General features: G+C 74.1%; 13 protein-coding genes. 3 read left to right on the top strand and 10 right to left on the bottom strand.

Translation table 11 applies throughout. The annotated features are described in order from the left end of the window. Positions 1-174: 174 nt before the first annotated feature. From der to AB0K51_RS29735, 3 genes are all read right to left on the bottom strand, one after another. Entirely contained in the window at positions 175-1,626 is a 1,452-nt protein-coding gene (gene der, locus AB0K51_RS29745) for a ribosome biogenesis GTPase Der (protein ID WP_363460452.1), read from the bottom strand. 108 nt (positions 1,627-1,734) lie between these two features. After that, positions 1,735-2,451, bottom strand: coding sequence for a (d)CMP kinase (gene cmk, locus AB0K51_RS29740; RefSeq protein ID WP_363460450.1), 717 nt, complete (start codon positions 2,449-2,451; stop codon positions 1,735-1,737). 60 nt (positions 2,452-2,511) lie between these two features. Further along, positions 2,512-3,597 (bottom strand): prephenate dehydrogenase, encoded by a 1,086-nt coding sequence (locus AB0K51_RS29735; RefSeq protein ID WP_363460448.1) that lies wholly within the window; start codon positions 3,595-3,597, stop codon positions 2,512-2,514. 463 nt (positions 3,598-4,060) lie between these two features. Between AB0K51_RS29735 and AB0K51_RS29730 the strand changes: the two genes are divergently transcribed. Genes AB0K51_RS29730 through AB0K51_RS29720 form a run of 3 tightly spaced genes read left to right on the top strand, consistent with a single transcriptional unit; the run spans position 4,061 to position 8,101 of the window. Continuing rightward, positions 4,061-6,112: a DUF4139 domain-containing protein gene (locus AB0K51_RS29730; RefSeq protein WP_363460446.1), complete on the top strand. Its 2,052-nt coding sequence runs from the start codon at positions 4,061-4,063 to the stop codon at positions 6,110-6,112. Continuing rightward, positions 6,109-7,689, top strand: coding sequence for a DUF4139 domain-containing protein (locus tag AB0K51_RS29725; protein ID WP_363460458.1), 1,581 nt, complete (start codon positions 6,109-6,111; stop codon positions 7,687-7,689). Before AB0K51_RS29730 ends, AB0K51_RS29725 begins: the two co-directional genes overlap by 4 nt. Positions 7,690-7,738: 49 nt before the next feature. After that, entirely contained in the window at positions 7,739-8,101 is a 363-nt protein-coding gene (locus AB0K51_RS29720) for a DUF952 domain-containing protein (RefSeq protein WP_363460444.1), read from the top strand. A 51-nt stretch (positions 8,102-8,152) separates the two neighbouring features. On the opposite strand, the gene AB0K51_RS29715 is transcribed toward AB0K51_RS29720, so the two are convergent. The 7 genes from AB0K51_RS29715 to ald all read right to left on the bottom strand — a co-directional run bounded on the left by AB0K51_RS29715 (position 8,153) and on the right by ald (position 15,386). Continuing rightward, positions 8,153-9,130 carry a helix-turn-helix domain-containing protein gene (locus tag AB0K51_RS29715; protein WP_363460442.1) on the bottom strand — a complete coding sequence of 326 codons (978 nt, stop codon included), beginning with the start codon at positions 9,128-9,130 and terminating at the stop codon, positions 8,153-8,155. Positions 9,131-9,333: 203 nt separating this feature from the next. Next, positions 9,334-10,536, bottom strand: a complete 1,203-nt coding sequence (locus AB0K51_RS29710; RefSeq protein ID WP_363460440.1) for a pseudouridine synthase — start codon at positions 10,534-10,536, stop codon at positions 9,334-9,336. Positions 10,537-10,562: 26 nt separating this feature from the next. Continuing rightward, positions 10,563-11,375, bottom strand: a complete 813-nt coding sequence (gene scpB / locus AB0K51_RS29705; protein WP_363460438.1) for an SMC-Scp complex subunit ScpB — start codon at positions 11,373-11,375, stop codon at positions 10,563-10,565. Beyond that, positions 11,372-12,214, bottom strand: coding sequence for a segregation/condensation protein A (locus AB0K51_RS29700; protein ID WP_363460436.1), 843 nt, complete (start codon positions 12,212-12,214; stop codon positions 11,372-11,374). The genes scpB and AB0K51_RS29700 overlap by 4 nt, the downstream gene beginning before the upstream one ends. 44 nt (positions 12,215-12,258) lie before the next feature. Continuing rightward, the gene (locus tag AB0K51_RS29695; protein ID WP_363460434.1) at positions 12,259-12,717 is read right to left on the bottom strand and encodes a hypothetical protein; all 459 of its coding nucleotides are present in this window, start codon (positions 12,715-12,717) and stop codon (positions 12,259-12,261) included. Positions 12,718-12,758: 41 nt separating this feature from the next. Then, the gene (locus tag AB0K51_RS29690) at positions 12,759-13,868 is read right to left on the bottom strand and encodes a ParA family protein (RefSeq protein ID WP_363460456.1); all 1,110 of its coding nucleotides are present in this window, start codon (positions 13,866-13,868) and stop codon (positions 12,759-12,761) included. A gap of 402 nt (positions 13,869-14,270) precedes the next feature. Then, the gene (ald, locus tag AB0K51_RS29685; RefSeq protein ID WP_363460432.1) at positions 14,271-15,386 is read right to left on the bottom strand and encodes an alanine dehydrogenase; all 1,116 of its coding nucleotides are present in this window, start codon (positions 15,384-15,386) and stop codon (positions 14,271-14,273) included. Positions 15,387-15,470: the final 84 nt, after the last annotated feature.

The following is a 15,470-nucleotide window of genomic DNA, read 5'->3' as shown; positions in this document are numbered from 1 at the left end:
GACGGCAGAGGGCTGAGAGCCACACCCGACACCCCTGGGTGAGCCAACCTTACGAGTGGCTCGCTCATCCCAACCAACAACGTAGGGAGGGCTGACCCCCCACGAGAACGGCTGTGGGCCGCGGCCTCCCCCGACGGGGAGACCGCGGCCCACAGCCTTCGCTACGTCCCTGCGTTACTTCTTCTTGCGCTTCTCGCGGACCCGGACCGAGATCGAGATCGGGGTGCCCTCGAAGCCGAACTCCTCGCGCAGCCGGCGCTCGACGAACCGCCGGTAGCCGGCCTCCAGGAAGCCGGAGGCGAACAGCACGAACCGCGGCGGACGGACGCCCGCCTGGGTGCCGAACAGGATGCGCGGCTGCTTGCCGCCGCGGATCGGGTGCGGGTGCGAGGCGACCAGCTCGCCGAGGAAGGCGTTCAGCCGGGCGGTCGGGATCCGGGTCTCCCAGCCGGCCAGCGCGGTCTCGATCGCCGGGACCAGCTTCTCCATGTGCCGGCCGGTCTTCGCGGAGACGTTCACCCGCGGCGCCCACTGCACCTGGACCAGGTCGCGCTCGATCTCGCGCTCCAGGTAGTACCGGCGCTCCTCGTCCAGCTGGTCCCACTTGTTGTACGCGATGACCACGGCGCGCCCGGCCTCGACGGCCATCGAGATGATCCGGGTGTCCTGCTCGGCGAGCGTCTCGCTGGCGTCGATCAGGACCACCGCCACCTCTGCCTTGTCCAGCGCCGAGGAGGTGCGCAGCGAGGCGTAGAAGTCCGCGCCGGCGGTCAGGTGGACCCGGCGGCGGATACCGGCGGTGTCGATGAACTTCCAGGTCTTGCCGCCGAGTTCGATCAGCTCGTCGACCGGGTCGCGGGTGGTGCCGGCCAGCTCGTTGACCACCACCCGGTCCTCGCCGGCGACCTTGTTCAGCAGGCTGGACTTGCCGACGTTCGGGCGGCCGATCAGCGCGACGCGGCGCGGTCCGCCGATGCCCTGCCCGTCGCCGAACAGCTGCGGCGGGGCCTCCGGCAGGACCTTCAGCACGGCGTCCAGCAGGTCGCCGGAGCCGCGGCCGTGCAGCGCCGAGACGGGGTACGGCTCGCCGAGGCCCAGCGACCACAGGTACGCGGCCTCCGCCTCGGTGGACGGGCCGTCGACCTTGTTGGCGCACAGCACCACGGGCTTGCCGGAGCGGCGGATCAGCTTGACCAGCGCGTCGTCGGTGTCGGTGGCGCCGACCTTGGCGTCCACCACGAACAGCACCGCGTCGGACTGCTCGATGCCGAGTTCGGCCTGGCCGGCGACCATCGCGTCGAGGCCGAGGACGTCGATCTCCCAGCCGCCGGTGTCCAGCACCTTGAAGCGGCGGCCGGCCCACATCGCCTCGTAGCTGACCCGGTCGCGGGTCACGCCCGGGCGGTCCTCGACGACCGCCTCGCGGCGGCCGATGATCCGGTTGACCAGGGTGGACTTGCCGACGTTCGGGCGGCCGACGATGGCCAGCACCGGCAGCGGGCCGTGCCCTTCCAGGTCGGAGTCCACCTCGTCGGCGTCGAAGCCCTCCTCGGCGGCCAGTGCCATGAACTCGGCGTACTCGTCGTCGCCGAGCGCGCCGTGGTGGGTCGTCGTGTCGTTGCTCATACTGCGTGTTCCGTTTCCCGGCCCGGCCCTTCCCAGGGGCGTGCCGTGCGTACCTGCCCGGGGGCAGCGCGGACCGCGCGGATCTCGCGCGGTCGGATGGTGCGGGGGTCAGGCGGCGGTGAGGCCGGCCCGATGCTCGACCAGGGCGGTGATCGTGTCGATCACCTGGTCGAGGGTGAGTTCGCTGGTGTCGACCAGCTCGGCGTCGGCGGCCCGGGTCAGCGGGGCGGTCTCCCGGGAGGAGTCCGCGGCGTCCCGGCGGGCCAGGTCGGCGGCCATCGCGGTGATGGTCGCCTCGTCCACGCCCTTGGCTCGCAGCTCGGCCGCGCGCCGCGCGGCGCGGGCGTGCTCGGAGGCGGTCAGGAAGACCTTCACGGTGGCGTCCGGGAACACCACGGTCCCCATGTCGCGGCCCTCCGCGACGATGCCGCGCTCGACGTGCGAGGCGCAGCCGCGCTGCAGCTCCACCAGCCGTGCCCGCACCGCCGGGACCGCGGACACCGCGCTGACCTTGGCGGTCACCTCGGGCCCGCGGATCGGGCCGGAGACGTCCTGCCCGTCCACCGTTATGGTCGGCCCAGCGGCGTCCGTGCCCGAGACGATCACCGGCTTGGCGCAGGCGATCGCCACCGCCTCCGGGTCGTCCACGTCCACGTCGTTGGCGAGCATCCACCAGGTCATCGCCCGGTACATGGCGCCGGTGTCCAGGAAGCTCAGCCCAAGCCGCGCGGCGACCGCCCGCGACACGGTGGACTTCCCGGAGCCCGAAGGTCCGTCGATCGCGACGACGACCGGGCTGCTCGACGCTCGGTCGACACTCTCCACGGGACGAAACCTCTCTCTCGGGGCACACGGACTCCCCTCAAGGTTAATGGACGGCAACAGCTAGTCCCGTACGCTCCAACCGCGCTCGCGCAGGCCCGCCGTGAGCGGCTTCACGGCGCCGGGGGCCACCGCTATCTGGACGTGGCCGACCTGCTGGCCGGTCGAGTGCTCGATGCTGACGTCCTCGATGTTGACGCCGAGCGCACCGACCTCGCCGAACAGCCGGCCGAGTTCGCCGGGCTGGTCGCCGAGGACGACCGCGACGGTCTCGTACCGGGTCGGCGGGGCGCCGTGCTTGCCGGGGATGCGGGACTGGCCGGTGTTGCCGCGGCGCATCACGGCCTCGATGCCGGCCGCCCCGGAACGGCGCTCGCCCTCGTCGGCGGCCTGCAGCGCCCGCAGCGCGGTGACGGTGTCCGCGAGGTCCGCGGCCAGGTCGTCCAGGACGTCGGCGACCACGCCCGCGTTGGCGGAGAGGATGTCGATCCACATCGCGGGGTTGGAGGCCGCGATCCGGGTGACGTCGCGCACGCCCTGCCCGGACAGCCGCACCGCGGTCTCGTCGGCGTGCTCCAGCCGCGCGGCGACCAGCGAGGAGAGCAGTTGCGGCGCGTGCGAGACCAGCGCGACGGCCCGGTCGTGGTCGGCGGCGTCCATCACGATCGGCATCGCCCCGCACAGCGCGACGAGTTCCAGTGCGGCGTTCAGCGTCTCGGTGTCGGTGTCCGCGGTCGGGGTGAGCACCCACGGCCGGCCCTCGAACAGGTCGGCGCGGGCGGCCAGCGGACCGGAGCGCTCCCGGCCCGCCATCGGGTGCGAGCCGATGTAGTGGACGGTGTCCAGGCCGAGCGCGGTGATCTCGGCCCGCGGCCCGGCCTTCACGCTGGCGACGTCGGTGTACCACCGGGCGAGGCCGCGGCGCTGGCAGTCGGCCAGCACCTTGCCCACCAGCGCGGGCGGCACCGCGATCACCGCCAGGTCGACCGGCCCCTCGGGCGGCTCCGTGGTCCCCGCCCCGAGCGAGGCGGCCGTGCGCGCCGCGTCCTGGTCGGCGTCCTCCAGGTACACGCTCAGACCGCGACCGGTGAGCGCGAGCGCGGCGGAGGTGCCGATCAGTCCGGTGCCGATGACGGCGGCTGTACGCATGGCGGGTACTCGTCTCCCGGGTGCGATCCCTGCCCGACGATCCAAACGCCGCCGGTCCGGCCTCATCCTCTCGCACCCGCACCCCCCACCGCACCCGCCACCACCTCCCACGCCGACGCCACCCGCTCCCCCGCACCAAACCGTCCCGCTGCTCCGCCGACGCCCCACTGCCTCTGCCATCCCCCCACCAAACCCTCCCCCCGATCCGCCGGCACCCCACCATCTCTGCCATCCCCCCTCGTCAAACCCTCCCTCCGATCGGCCGACGCCCCTCCGCTTCTGCGCTCCCCCACCAAACCCTCCCCCCGATCCGCCGACGCCCCGCCACTTCTGCCATCCCCCCTCGTCAAACCCTCCCTCCGATCCGCCGACGCGCAGGGGAAATCCGGGTCCCGTGACGGGGGTTGGGTGCAGACTGGGCGCCCGGGTCCGGGGTTCGGGCGCTGGGATGCGAGGGGGCAGGGTGGCAGAGCAGGCGGTGTGGGAGTCGAGGCTGGAGTCGGTGGTGGTGCACGCGGTGGGCGCGGTGTGCCGTCGCCGCGCCTCGGGGGTGCTGCCGGCGGACGGCCGGGTGCGGGTGGCGGGGCTGCCGCGGGTCGCGGCGGAGGGCTCGCTGCGGGTCAGGGTGCTGGCGGGCGCCGCACGGGTCGCCGAGGCCCGCGTGGAGCACCTCTCGCGGGTCCGGGAGGAAGACGAACTCCCGTCCTGGGAGCGCGAGTTGGAAGAGCTCGGCGAGCGCCGCGACGCGCTGTCGGAGCGCATCGACCGGCTGGACGCCCGGATCGCCGAGGTCGCGGCGTTGCGCGCGGTGCCGCCGCAGCGCCGCCGCGACGAGCCGCACCGCAGGGCCCCGGCCGAGTCGGTGCTGGCGCTGGCCGAGTTCGTGGACGCCCGGCTGGCGGTGCTGCACGAGCGGGCGGTGGAGCTGGCACAGGAGTTGCGGCTGGCGGAGCACGCCTGGGAGGTGGCGTACACCAGGGCCCGGCAGGGGTCGACGGCCGAGCAGCCGGGTGCGCTGGCCACCGGCGCGCAGGCGGTACTGACGGTGCGCGGCGAGGGCCCGGTGGAGCTGGAGGTGGAGTACGCGGTGCCCGGCGCGGTGTGGGTGCCGACGTACCAGCTGACGCACCGCCAGGGCGAGCCGTCGGCGCGGCTGGTGCTGCGGGCGTCGGTGGCGCAGCGCACCGGCGAGGACTGGCTGGGGGTGCGCCTGGCGCTGTCGACGGCGGACCTGGCCCGGCCGACCGGCCTGCCGCGGCTGCGTTCGCTGCGGATCGGCCGCCGCCAGGACGCGCCCGCGCCGTCGGGGTGGCGGGCGCAGCCGGCCGGCCTGGGCGAGTTGTTCGCGGGCTGGTCGGACGCCCAGCCGTCGAAGCCGCTGCCGCAGTCGGCGCCGATCGCGGTCGGCGCGGCCGCGCCGTCGGCGTCGGGGTTCGGCGAGCCGATGGCGAAGGAGTCGGCGAAACGGGCCCGCCGTTCGGCGCCGCCGGGCGCCCCGGCCGCGCCGGGGTTCGCCCCGCAGGCGCAGCCGATGGCGGGCGGCCCGGTGCCGATGCCGGTGCCGCCGCCGGCCCCGATGGCCGCGATGCCCGCCCCGGGCGGCTACGGCGGCGCCGGGGCGGCCCGTCAGGGCTTCGCGGCCGACTACTCCGCCCTCGCGGAGCCGGAGCCGGAGCCGTCCGCCCCGGCGGGCCCGCGCCCGTCCGCGGATCAGTTGGACTACGCGCAGCTGACGCTGGCAGGCCCGGACGAGGACGACGTCCGCCGCGGCCGGCTGTTCCCGCAGCCGGCGCCGCAGGCGGCGGACGCGCTGCGCCGCGCGGAGGCGGTGGGCCGCCTGCCGCTGCCGGGCCACGCGGTGCGGCCGCGGGAGTCCGCGGGCTCGTTCGACCACCGCTACGACGCGGCGGCGCCGGCCGACATCCCGTCCGACGGGGTCTGGCACACCGTCACGGTGGCGGAGCTGCCGGTGGGCGTGGAGACCGGCTACGTGTGCGTGCCGTCGGTGGAGGAGGCGGTGTACGCGACGCTGCGGCTGGCGAACGGCACCGGGCAGGCGCTGCTGGCCGGGCCGGTGGAGGTGTCGGTGGACGGCGACTTCCTGCTGACGGCGGCGCTGCCGACGCTGGCGCCGGGCGGCTCCCGGCAGGTCGGTCTGGGCCGGGCGGACGGGGTGCGGGTGGCCCGGCACTCGGAGGTCCGGGAGTCCACCTCGGGGGTGTTGAACTCGACGACGGTGCTGGACCACCGGGTGCGGATCGAGCTGGTGAACCGGCTGCCGCATCCGGCGCTGGTGGAGGTCCGCGAGCGGGTGCCGGTGAGCGGCGAGGGGGAGGTGCGGATCGAGGAGCGCCCGGGCTGGTCGCCTCCTGACGAGCCGTCGGCGGCCGTCCCGCCGTCGGCCCGGATCCGCCGCGTCGAGGTGCCCGCCGGGGGTTCGGCGGAGCTGGAAGGCGGCTATGTGATCCGTATCCCGGCCGGCAGGGCCGTGGTCGGCGGAAACCGGAGGAGCTGAACGTGGACGACGAGACGATCGCTCTGCCGGTCACCGCGGTGACCTGTCTGGAGGACCGGGCGCAACTTGAGCGCACCGCCGAGCTGGAGCTGACGCCGGGCGTGCAGCGGCTGCGGCTGGGCCCGGTGACGGCGCTGGCGGTGGACCGCACCCTGCACGCCGAACTGCTCGACCCCGCGACGGCCGAGGCCGCCGCGGCCGCCCGGGTGCTGGACGCCCGGCTGGTGCGCTCCTGGCAGCCGCCGGCGCCGCTGCCGCCGACCGCGGACGACTCGGCGCTGCGCCGCCGGGTGCACGAGCTGGAGCGCGCGCACCTCGCCGAGTCGCGCCGCCAGGAGCGGCTGCAGGCCCGCCTGGCGCTGCTCGGCCAGTTGGCGGCCGACCTGCTGCGGGAGATCGGCGAGGGCGCGGGCAGCGGCGAGCTGGAGCAGGCCCGCTGGTCGCGCGAGCTGGACCGGGTGGACGCCGAACGGGAGTCCTACGGCGAGCAGTTGCGGGCCGCCCGGCAGCGCGCGGTGGAGCTGGCCGCCGAGCTGGCGCAGGCCGAGGAGGAGCTGGCGCTGGCCGAGCAGGAGCCGGCCGAGCTGGTCGCGTTCGTCGAGCTGACGGTCGAGGCCGGGGCGGCGCAGCGGGTGCTGGCCAGGGTCGGGCACCTGACGCCGTGTGCGCTGTGGCGGCCCGCCTACCGGGCGGAGCTGGTCGACGGGGCGCTGCGGCTGGAGACCGAGGCGGTGGTGTGGCAGCGCACCGGCGAGGACTGGTCGGGGGTGCGGCTGACGCTGTCCACGGCCCGCTCGGCGCTGGCCGGCGAGCCGCCCACGCTGGCGGAGGACCGGCTGTTCCTGCGGGAGCGGTCCGCGCAGGAGAAGAAGACCGTCGAGGTGGAGCTGCGCGAGCAGGCGATCGGCGACGCCGGTCCGCTGGAGCCGGGCCTGCCGGGGGTGGACGACGGCGGCGAGGTGCGGGTGCTGCGGGCCCCGGACCCGGTGTCGGTGCCTGCGGACGGGCGGGCGCACCGGGTGCCGGTGAGCGGCTTCGAGACGGCGGCGCGCAGCGAGTTCACGGCGGCGCCGGAGCTGTCGCCGCTGGTGACCGAGGTGGTGTCGTTCCGCAACGCGTCGGGTCACGCGCTGCTGGCCGGCCCGGTGGACCTGGTCCGCGGCTCGGGCTACACCGGCCGGGGCGCGCTGGAGTTCGCCGCGCCCGGCGCGCCGGTGCGCCTCGCGTTCGGCTCCACCGACGGCTTCCGGGTGGTGCGGGAGGCGGAGGAGCGCCGGGAGGGCGCGGGCCTGGCCGGGCAGCGCACCCTGGTGACCCGCACGGTGCGGCTGCACCTGTCGCGGTTCTCCGGCCCGGAGGAGACGGACGAGCGGGTGGTGGTGCTGCGCGAACGGGTGCCGGTGTCCGAGGTGTCGGCGGTGGAGGTGCGGCTGCGCAAGGAGCAGTGCTCGCCGCCGCCGGACGAACTGGACGGCGAGGGCGTCGCCCGCTGGTCGGTGCCGCTGCCGCCGGGCGGCCGGCGCACCGTGACGCTGGTGTACGAGATCGCGGCGACGGCGAAGGTGGCGGGGCTGTGAGCGGCGGCGGGCGCGCCCGTCGCCCCGTCAGCTCCGGTACAAAAGAGGCATGATCTACCATCTCGCCCCGCTGGACGACTGGCTGCGCGACCCGGGCCGGCCGTACACCGCCGCCTCCCTGCTCACCGACGGCTTCATCCACTGCTCCCCGGACGAGCGGACCGCCCTCGCGGTGGCCAACCTGTTCTTCCGCGAGACGCCGGACCCGCTGATGGCCCTGCTGATCGAGGAGAAGCTGGTCGAGCCGATGGTGAAGTGGGAGGCGGCGTCCGGCAGCCCGCCGCCGGGGACCGCCCCGGGCGTCCTGTTCCCGCACGTCTACGGCCGACTGAACCGGACCGCCGTGATCGGGCTGGAGAAGCTGGAGCGGGGCCCCGACGGGCGCTGGGCCGCGCTGCGGCCGTGGAGCTGACCCGTTTCCCGGCGGAGGCCGCGGACGGCCCCTGACGGGCCGTCCGCGGCCTCACAGCCAGCCGCGCTCGCGGGCCGCCATCCCGGCCTGGAACCGGGTGGTGGCCCCGAGTTCGCGCATCAGGCCCTGCAGCCGGCGCTGGGTGGTGCGGGCGCTCCAGCCCAGCGAGCGGGCGATCGACTCGTCGGTGAGGCCGGCGGCGAGCAGCCCGAGCAGCTTCAGGTGGTCGGAGTCCGGCCCGGGGCCCTCGCCGTCGCCGAGCACGGTCTGCAGCGGCACCGCGCGTTCCCACTCGGCCTCGAACAGCGCGTCCAGCGCCTGCAGCAGGGCGGACGGGTGGATGACGTACGCGGCGTCCAGCACACTGTCGCCGACGCTGATCGGGATGATCGCCATCTTGTCGTCGGCCATCATCATCTTCATCGGCAGCACCGGGCGGACCCGGGCTTCCTCGCCGTCCTCGACGCCGGTGAGGATCTCCTGCTCCAGCCGCCCGGGCCAGGCGATCGCCTCCTTGTCGAAGACGGTGCGGATCCGTACCCCGGACTTGAGCTTGGCCCGCTGCCGGGGCTGCTGCACGGTCGGGTCCTGCACGTACGGCGGGCAGTCGAAGCCGCGGATCTGGTACTGGCTGGACTCCACCAGGTGCTCCAGGCGCTGGGCGATCGCCTCGCCGCCGGTGAGCACCTCCACCGAGTGCGCCGGGTCGGTGTACCGGGAGGCCTCCCGGAAGGCGTCCATCAGCCGGTGCATCTCGGCGCGGGCGCTGCGCAGCTCGGCCTCGCGGTGGCCGATCAGGGTGCCGATGGCGACGTCCGGGGCGACCGCCAGGTAGCGGTCGCGGTCGACCGGCGCGCGGGTGGCCATGCCCTGCTCCGCGAGCCGGTCCAGGGCCTGCCGGCACTGGTCCAGCGTCAGGCCGCAGTGCTCGGCCAGCTCCAGCGCGGTCGACTGCGGCGCCACGACCAGCGCGGCGTACACCTGTCCGTCCGGCCGGCCCAGGCCCAGCACTCCGAATGAGTCGAGCATCGTGGTTCCTTCCCCCGCCGCCCCGTGTCCCCTGTCCCGGGGGTGGCGCACTTCCGCCACGCGCCGAGGCGCGCTTCGGTGGCAATCTTCTGCCACCGGCCCGCGCGCTGACAAGGCCGTGCGGTCAGCCTCACATGTCAAGACCCGGCAAAGTGCGAGGGCCCGCCCGCCGGCGAGCGGCGGACGGGCCCTCGGCGGGGCTGTTACAGCCCGACCTCGTTCATCAGCTGGCCGACCTCCGGGTTGGTCAGGCGGCGCAGCCAGCCGGACTTCTGGTCGCCGAGGGCGATCGGTCCGAAGTGGGTGCGCACCAGCTTCTCCACCGGGAAGCCCACCTCGGCGAGCATCCGCCGCACGATGTGCTTGCGGCCCTCGTGCAGGGTCACCTCGACGAGGTAGTTCTTGCCGACGTTGGAGATCACCTTGAAGCTGTCGGCACGCGCCCAGCCGTCCTCGAGCTCGACGCCCTTGGCGAGCTGCTTGCCCAGGTCGCGCGGGATCGGGCCCTGGATCGCCGCCAGGTACGTCTTGGTGACGCCGTACTTGGGGTGGGTGAGGCGGTGGGCCAGCTCACCGTGGTTGGTGAGCAGGATGATGCCCTCGGTCTCGGTGTCCAGCCGTCCGACGTGGAACAGCCGGGTCTCCCGGTTGGTGACGTAGTCGCCGAGGCACTGCCGCCCGTCCGGGTCCTCCATGGTGGAGACCACGCCGGCCGGCTTGTTCAGCGCGAAGAACAGGTACGACTGGGTGGCGACGGTCAGGCCGTCCACCTTGATCTCGTCGTTCATCGGGTCGACGCGCTTGCCCTGCTCGGTGACCAGTCGGCCGTTGACCTCGACCCGGCCCTGCTCGATCAGCTCCTCGCAGGCCCGCCGGCTGCCCATGCCGGCCCGGGCCAGCACCTTCTGCAGGCGCTCGCCCTCCTCGCCGACCTCCTTGCCGGGGCCCTCGTGCCGGGCCAGCACCCGGTCCTCGATGCGGCCCTGCAGCTCCCGGGAGCGCTGCGGCTGGCGCCGCGGGTCGCCGGGTGCGCCCTGCCCGTCCCGGCGCGGCTTGGGGGCCGCTCCGGGCTTGCGGGTGCCGTACGCGCCGCGCGACGGCGTGGCGTTCGGGCCGCCGCCGTACTCGGGCCGGTCGTACTTGCGCTCCTCCGGGCGCAGCGGACGGTCCGGGTAGCGGCGCTCCTCGCCACCGCGCCCGCCGTCCCGCCCGCCGCCGCTGCCGCGCGAACCCCCGTAGGAGCCGCCGCCCGAGCCGCCGCGCGAGGACTGCCCGCCGCGGCCGCCGCCGCTGCCGCCGTAGGACGAGCCGCCCCGGCCCCCGCCCTGCTGGCGGCCGCGACCCTGCCCGCTCTGTCCACCCCGGCCGCCGCCGCCACTGTTCCTGCCGTTGCCACTGCTACGCATCAAAAATGTCCGTACGTCGTATCCGTCTAGTCGGCCTGGTTTGGCCCGTCCTGTGCGGCGGCGACCGCCTCCGCGATCATCGTGCCCTCCAGGGACTCCGCTTCCACGTCGTCGACCTCGGGCAGGAAGGGCGCGAGCTCCGGCAGCTCGTCCAGGCCGCGCAGCCCCATCCGTTCCAGGAAGTAGTTCGTCGTCCGATACAGGATCGCTCCGGTTTCGGGCTCGGTGCCGGCTTCTTCGACCAGCCCTCGCTGTACCAGGGTACGCATCACGCCGTCACAGTTCACACCACGGACCGCCGAGACCCGTCCGCGCGACACCGGCTGCCGGTAGGCGACCACCGCCAGCGTCTCCAGCGCGGCCTGCGTGAGGCGGGCCTGCTGGCCGTCCAGAACGAACCGGTCCACCGCCTCCGAGCAGGCAGCCCGGCTGTAGAACCGCCATCCGCCGGCCACCAGGCGCAGCTCGAAACCGCGCCCCTGCGCGGTGTACTCGGCCGCCAGCTGACGCAGCGTCAGCGCCACCTCGTCGCGGCGCGCCTCCAGCACGTTGGCGAGGTGCCCCTCGGCGACCGGTTCGTCCGCGATCATCAGCACGGCCTCCAGCGCGGCCCGCAGCGGCACCCCCTCGGCGGGCCGCTCGACCGGGGGCTCCGCCGGTGCGGGCGCGGGCAGCGCCGGCGCCGGCAGCGGCTCCGGCAGTGCCTCCTGCCGCATGGCGACCACCCGCTCGACCGGCTCGACGCGCTGCTCGCCGTCCGGGTACGCGGACTCCTGCCACTCCTCGGGCCGGCTCTGGCCGGGCAGGCCGAGGGAACGGCGGGGCTGCTTCGCGGTCATCGTGAACCGCCCTCCTCGTTGCTGTCGCCCGGCGGGCGGTCGAACTCGTCGGTCACCTCGACCGGCCGGTCGGCCTCGGCGACCCAGCGCACCAGCAGTTCCCCGAGCGCCTCCGGCTGCTCGAAGTCCAGCGCCTTCTCCCGGTACAGCTCCAGCAGCGCCAGGAAGCGCGCGACCACCACCAGGGTGTTCTCGGCGTCCGCGACCAGGCGGCCGAAGCTGGCCTCGCCGAGCGCGGTCAGCCGGTCCACCACCAGCGCGGCCTGCTCGCGCACGCTGACCGGCGGCATGTGGATGTGGTCGACGTACACGGCCGGCGCGGGCCTGGGGGCGAACGCCTTCGCGGCGAGCTGCGCGAAGCGCTCCGGGCCGATGCTCAGCACCACCTCGGGCAGCAGCTGCGCGTGGTGCGGCTCGAGCCCGACGGTGCGCGGGCGCAGCAGCAGTTCGGCGGCCCAGCGGTCGGCGAGGATCCCGGCGGCCTCCTTGTAGGCCCGGTACTGCAGCAGCCGGGCGAAGAGCAGGTCCCGGGCCTCCAGCAGCGCCAGGTCCTCCTCGTCCTCGACCTCCGCGGCCGGCAGCAGCCTGGCGGCCTTCAGGTCCAGCAGGGTCGCCGCGACCACCAGGAACTCGGTCGCCGCGTCCAGGTCCCAGTCCGGGCCCATCGCCCGGATGTGCGCCACGAACTCGTCGGTGACCTTCGACAGCGCGACCTCGGTGACGTCCAGCTTGTGCTTGGCGATCAGTGCGAGCAGCAGGTCGAACGGGCCCTCGAAGTTCGCCAACCTGACCTGGAACCCCGCGGGCGCCGCAGCTTCACCGTCGCCGACCTTCACCATGACCGTTCATCTTGGCAGACCGCGGGCGCGGCGCCGCGCAGGCCTCACCGCCCGCGCAGCCGCCTCACCAGGATCGATGCCTCGCCGCGCTGCTCCAGATCGGCCAGCACCACCGCGATCGCCTCGCGCACCACCCGGCCGCGGTCGACCGCCAGGCCGTGTTCGCCGCGCAGCACCAGCCGCGCGTGCTCCAGGTCCATCAGTTCCTCGGCGGAGACGTACACGGTGATCTTCTCGTCGTGCCGCTCCCGCCCGGTGGGCCGCCGCGGGGCCCGTCCCCGGGTCCGCACGGTCGCCCGTCGCGCCTCTGCGGGGTCCTCCGCGCGCCCCGCAGCCGCGCCGCCCGGCGCACCGGCCGGGGCTCCGGGCTCCGGCCGGGCCGCCGGCACCTCGGCGGCGCGCCCCGCTCCCTCGCCCTCCCGGGCGGGGTTCTCCCGGCCGCCCTCGGCCGGCCGGGCGGGCTCCTGGGAGCCGTTCCGCGCCAGCGAGGGCGACAGGGCCATGCCTCCGGTGGCCCGGAACAGTTCGTCGGCCCCCGGGAGACTCACTCGGCGGGGCGGCACCGGTCGAGCACCTCCCTGGCGAGCTGGCGGTAGGCGGCGGCGCCGACCGAGTTGGTGGCGTACGTGGTGATCGGCTCACCGGCGACGGTGGTCTCCGGGAACCTGACGGTCCGTCCGATGACGGTGTGGAAGACGTGCTCGCCGAACGCCTCGACCACCCTGGCCAGCACCTCGCGCGAGTGCACGGTGCGCGAGTCGTACATGGTGGCGAGGATGCCGTCGAGGCGCAGGTCGGGGTTGAGCCGCTCGCAGACCTTCTCGATGGTCTCGGTGAGCAGCGCGACGCCGCGCAGCGCGAAGAACTCGCACTCCAGCGGCACGATGACGCTGTGAGCGGCCGTCAGGGCATTGACCGTCAGCAGGCCCAGCGAGGGCTGGCAGTCGATGATGACGTAGTCGTAGTCCGACATCAGCGGCTTGAGCGCGCGGGCCAGCGCGGACTCCCGGGCCACCTCGCTGACCAGCTGCACCTCGGCGGCCGACAGGTCGATGTTGGACGGCAGCAGGTCCATGCCGGGGATCGCGGTCTTCAGCAGCACCTCATCGGCCGTCAGGCCCCGCTCCATCAGCAGGTTGTAGACCGTGACGTCGAGTTCCATCGGGTTGACGCCGAGGCCGACCGAGAGCGCGCCCTGCGGGTCGAAGTCCACCAGCAGCACCCGGCGGCCGTACTCGGCGAGCGCCGCGCCCAGGTTGATGGTGGAGGTGGTCTTGCCGACGCCGCCCTTCTGGTTGCACATCGCGATGATCTGCGCGGGGCCGTGCTCGGCGAGCGGCGCGGGGATCGGGAAGTACGGCAGCGGGCGGCCGGTCGGGCCGACCCGCTCGCGGCGCTGGCGGGCCGCGTCGGGAGCCAGGGTGGCGGCGTACTCGGGGTCCGGCTCGTACTCGGCGTCCGGGTCGTCGTAGGGACCGTAGCCGAGGTCGGAGTAGGCCAGGCCGTAGGCGTAGTCGGCGTCGTAGTCGGTGGCGTTGGCCGCCGCGCTCTGACGCGCCTCGAAGGTGCGGACCGCGACCGAGCCGACCTCCTGCGCGCCTACCGTGGCCTGCCGGGCTTCCTCGTTCGCCTGCCCGACGGAGAGCTCCGCCAGTCCTGGCTGACCACCCCCGGGAGCAAATGTCGACTCATTCACAAGTCGTCTTACCTCCTTGGACGTCCAGGACTCTATGTCGATTCGTCAGCGTGGCAGCATGCCAACGGTTTGCGACTCTAGGCCGTTGCGGGCATTCGCAGCAACACAATCCACGGTAGTGGGCGTCAGGTGTCGGCTCTCCACCCGCCCCGTGTCAAGGGATGACCCTAACGTTTCCGAGCGCGTTGCGGGGCGTTGAAGCACCGTCAGGTGTCCTTGTCGACAGAGCGGGTGACAAACCGCACCGAAATTGACCGTCGCCGGACATCCCGTTGTCGCTCGGCATTCCCGCACGCGGGCATGCCGATGCCCCCGGCCCGAAGGGAAGGCGGGCCGGGGGCAGCAGCGGGTGACGCGACGTCAGGCGAGCACGCTCTCCAGGGAGACCGACTCCAGGCCGAAGGCCTCGGCGACCGCCGGGAAGGTGATCTGGCCCTCGTGAACGTTCAGGCCCTTGGCGAGCGCGGCGTCGCGGCGCAGCGCCTCCTTCCACCCGCGGTTCGCCAGCTCCACCACGTAGGGCAGGGTGGCGTTGGTCAGCGCGTAGGTGGAGGTGTTGGGGACGGCGCCCGGCATGTTGGCCACGCAGTAGAACACCGAGTTGTGGACCTCGAAGGTCGGGTTCGCGTGGGTGGTCGGGTGCGAGTCCTCGAAGCAGCCGCCCTGGTCGATCGCGATGTCGACGAGCACCGAGCCCGGCTTCATCCGGGAGACCAGCTCGTTGGTGACCAGCTTGGGGGCTTTGGCGCCGGGGATCAGCACCGCGCCGATCACCAGGTCGGCCTCGAGGACGGCCTTCTCCAGCTCGAAGGAGTTGGACATGATCGCCTTGATCTTCGTGCCGAAGATCTTGTCGGCCTCGCGCAGCTTGTTGATGTCGCGGTCCAGCAGGGTCACGTCGTAGCCCATGCCGATGGCGATGGTGGCCGCGTGCCAGCCGGAGACGCCACCGCCGATGACGACCGCCTTCGCCGGGTGGGTGCCGGGCACGCCGCCGGGGAGGGTGCCGCGGCCGCCGGCCGGACGCATCAGGTGGTACGAGCCGACCTGCGGGGCCAGCCGGCCCGCGACCTCGGACATCGGGGCGAGCAGGGGCAGCGCGCCGTTGGACAGCTGCACCGTCTCGTAGGCGATCGCGGTGGTGCCGGAGGCGACCAGCGCGTCGGTGCCGGCCCGGTCGGCCGCGAGGTGCAGGTAGGTGAAGAGGGTCTGGCCCTTGCGCAGGCGGTGGTACTCCTCCGCGATCGGCTCCTTGACCTTCAGCAGCAGGTCGGCGGCGGCCCACACCTCGTCGGCGGTGGGGAGGATGGTGGCGCCGGCGGCCACGTACTCCTCGTTGGGGATCGAGGAGCCGAGACCGGCGTTGTCCTCGATGACGACCTCGTGTCCGTTGCGGACCAGCTCATGCACGCCGGCGGGCGTGATGGCCACGCGGTACTCGTGGTTCTTGACCTCGCGGGGGATGCCGACCTTCACGGCTAAACACGTCCTCTTGCCATGGGGGTCCCTACCGGAGAAGACCGGCGGGCGACGCGCAAGCGGGGGGCACAACGGATACAC

The organism is Kitasatospora sp. NPDC049285 (assembly GCF_040678815.1).
Classification (GTDB): Bacteria; Actinomycetota; Actinomycetes; order Streptomycetales; family Streptomycetaceae; genus Kitasatospora.
This window is presented reverse-complemented; position numbering and strand designations above follow the sequence as displayed.

What these genes read in the sequence shown, in the direction of transcription:
- der (WP_363460452.1), bottom strand. Translation starts at nt 1,626, where the DNA reads ATGAGCAACGACACGACGACCCACCACGGCGCGCTCGGCGACGACGAG.
- AB0K51_RS29735 (WP_363460448.1), bottom strand. Translation starts at nt 3,597, where the DNA reads ATGCGTACAGCCGCCGTCATCGGCACCGGACTGATCGGCACCTCCGCC.
- AB0K51_RS29720 (WP_363460444.1), top strand. Translation starts at nt 7,739, where the DNA reads ATGATCTACCATCTCGCCCCGCTGGACGACTGGCTGCGCGACCCGGGC.
- AB0K51_RS29715 (WP_363460442.1), bottom strand. Translation starts at nt 9,130, where the DNA reads ATGCTCGACTCATTCGGAGTGCTGGGCCTGGGCCGGCCGGACGGACAG.
- AB0K51_RS29710 (WP_363460440.1), bottom strand. Translation starts at nt 10,536, where the DNA reads ATGCGTAGCAGTGGCAACGGCAGGAACAGTGGCGGCGGCGGCCGGGGT.
- scpB (WP_363460438.1), bottom strand. Translation starts at nt 11,375, where the DNA reads ATGACCGCGAAGCAGCCCCGCCGTTCCCTCGGCCTGCCCGGCCAGAGC.
- AB0K51_RS29700 (WP_363460436.1), bottom strand. Translation starts at nt 12,214, where the DNA reads ATGGTGAAGGTCGGCGACGGTGAAGCTGCGGCGCCCGCGGGGTTCCAG.
- AB0K51_RS29695 (WP_363460434.1), bottom strand. Translation starts at nt 12,717, where the DNA reads ATGGCCCTGTCGCCCTCGCTGGCGCGGAACGGCTCCCAGGAGCCCGCC.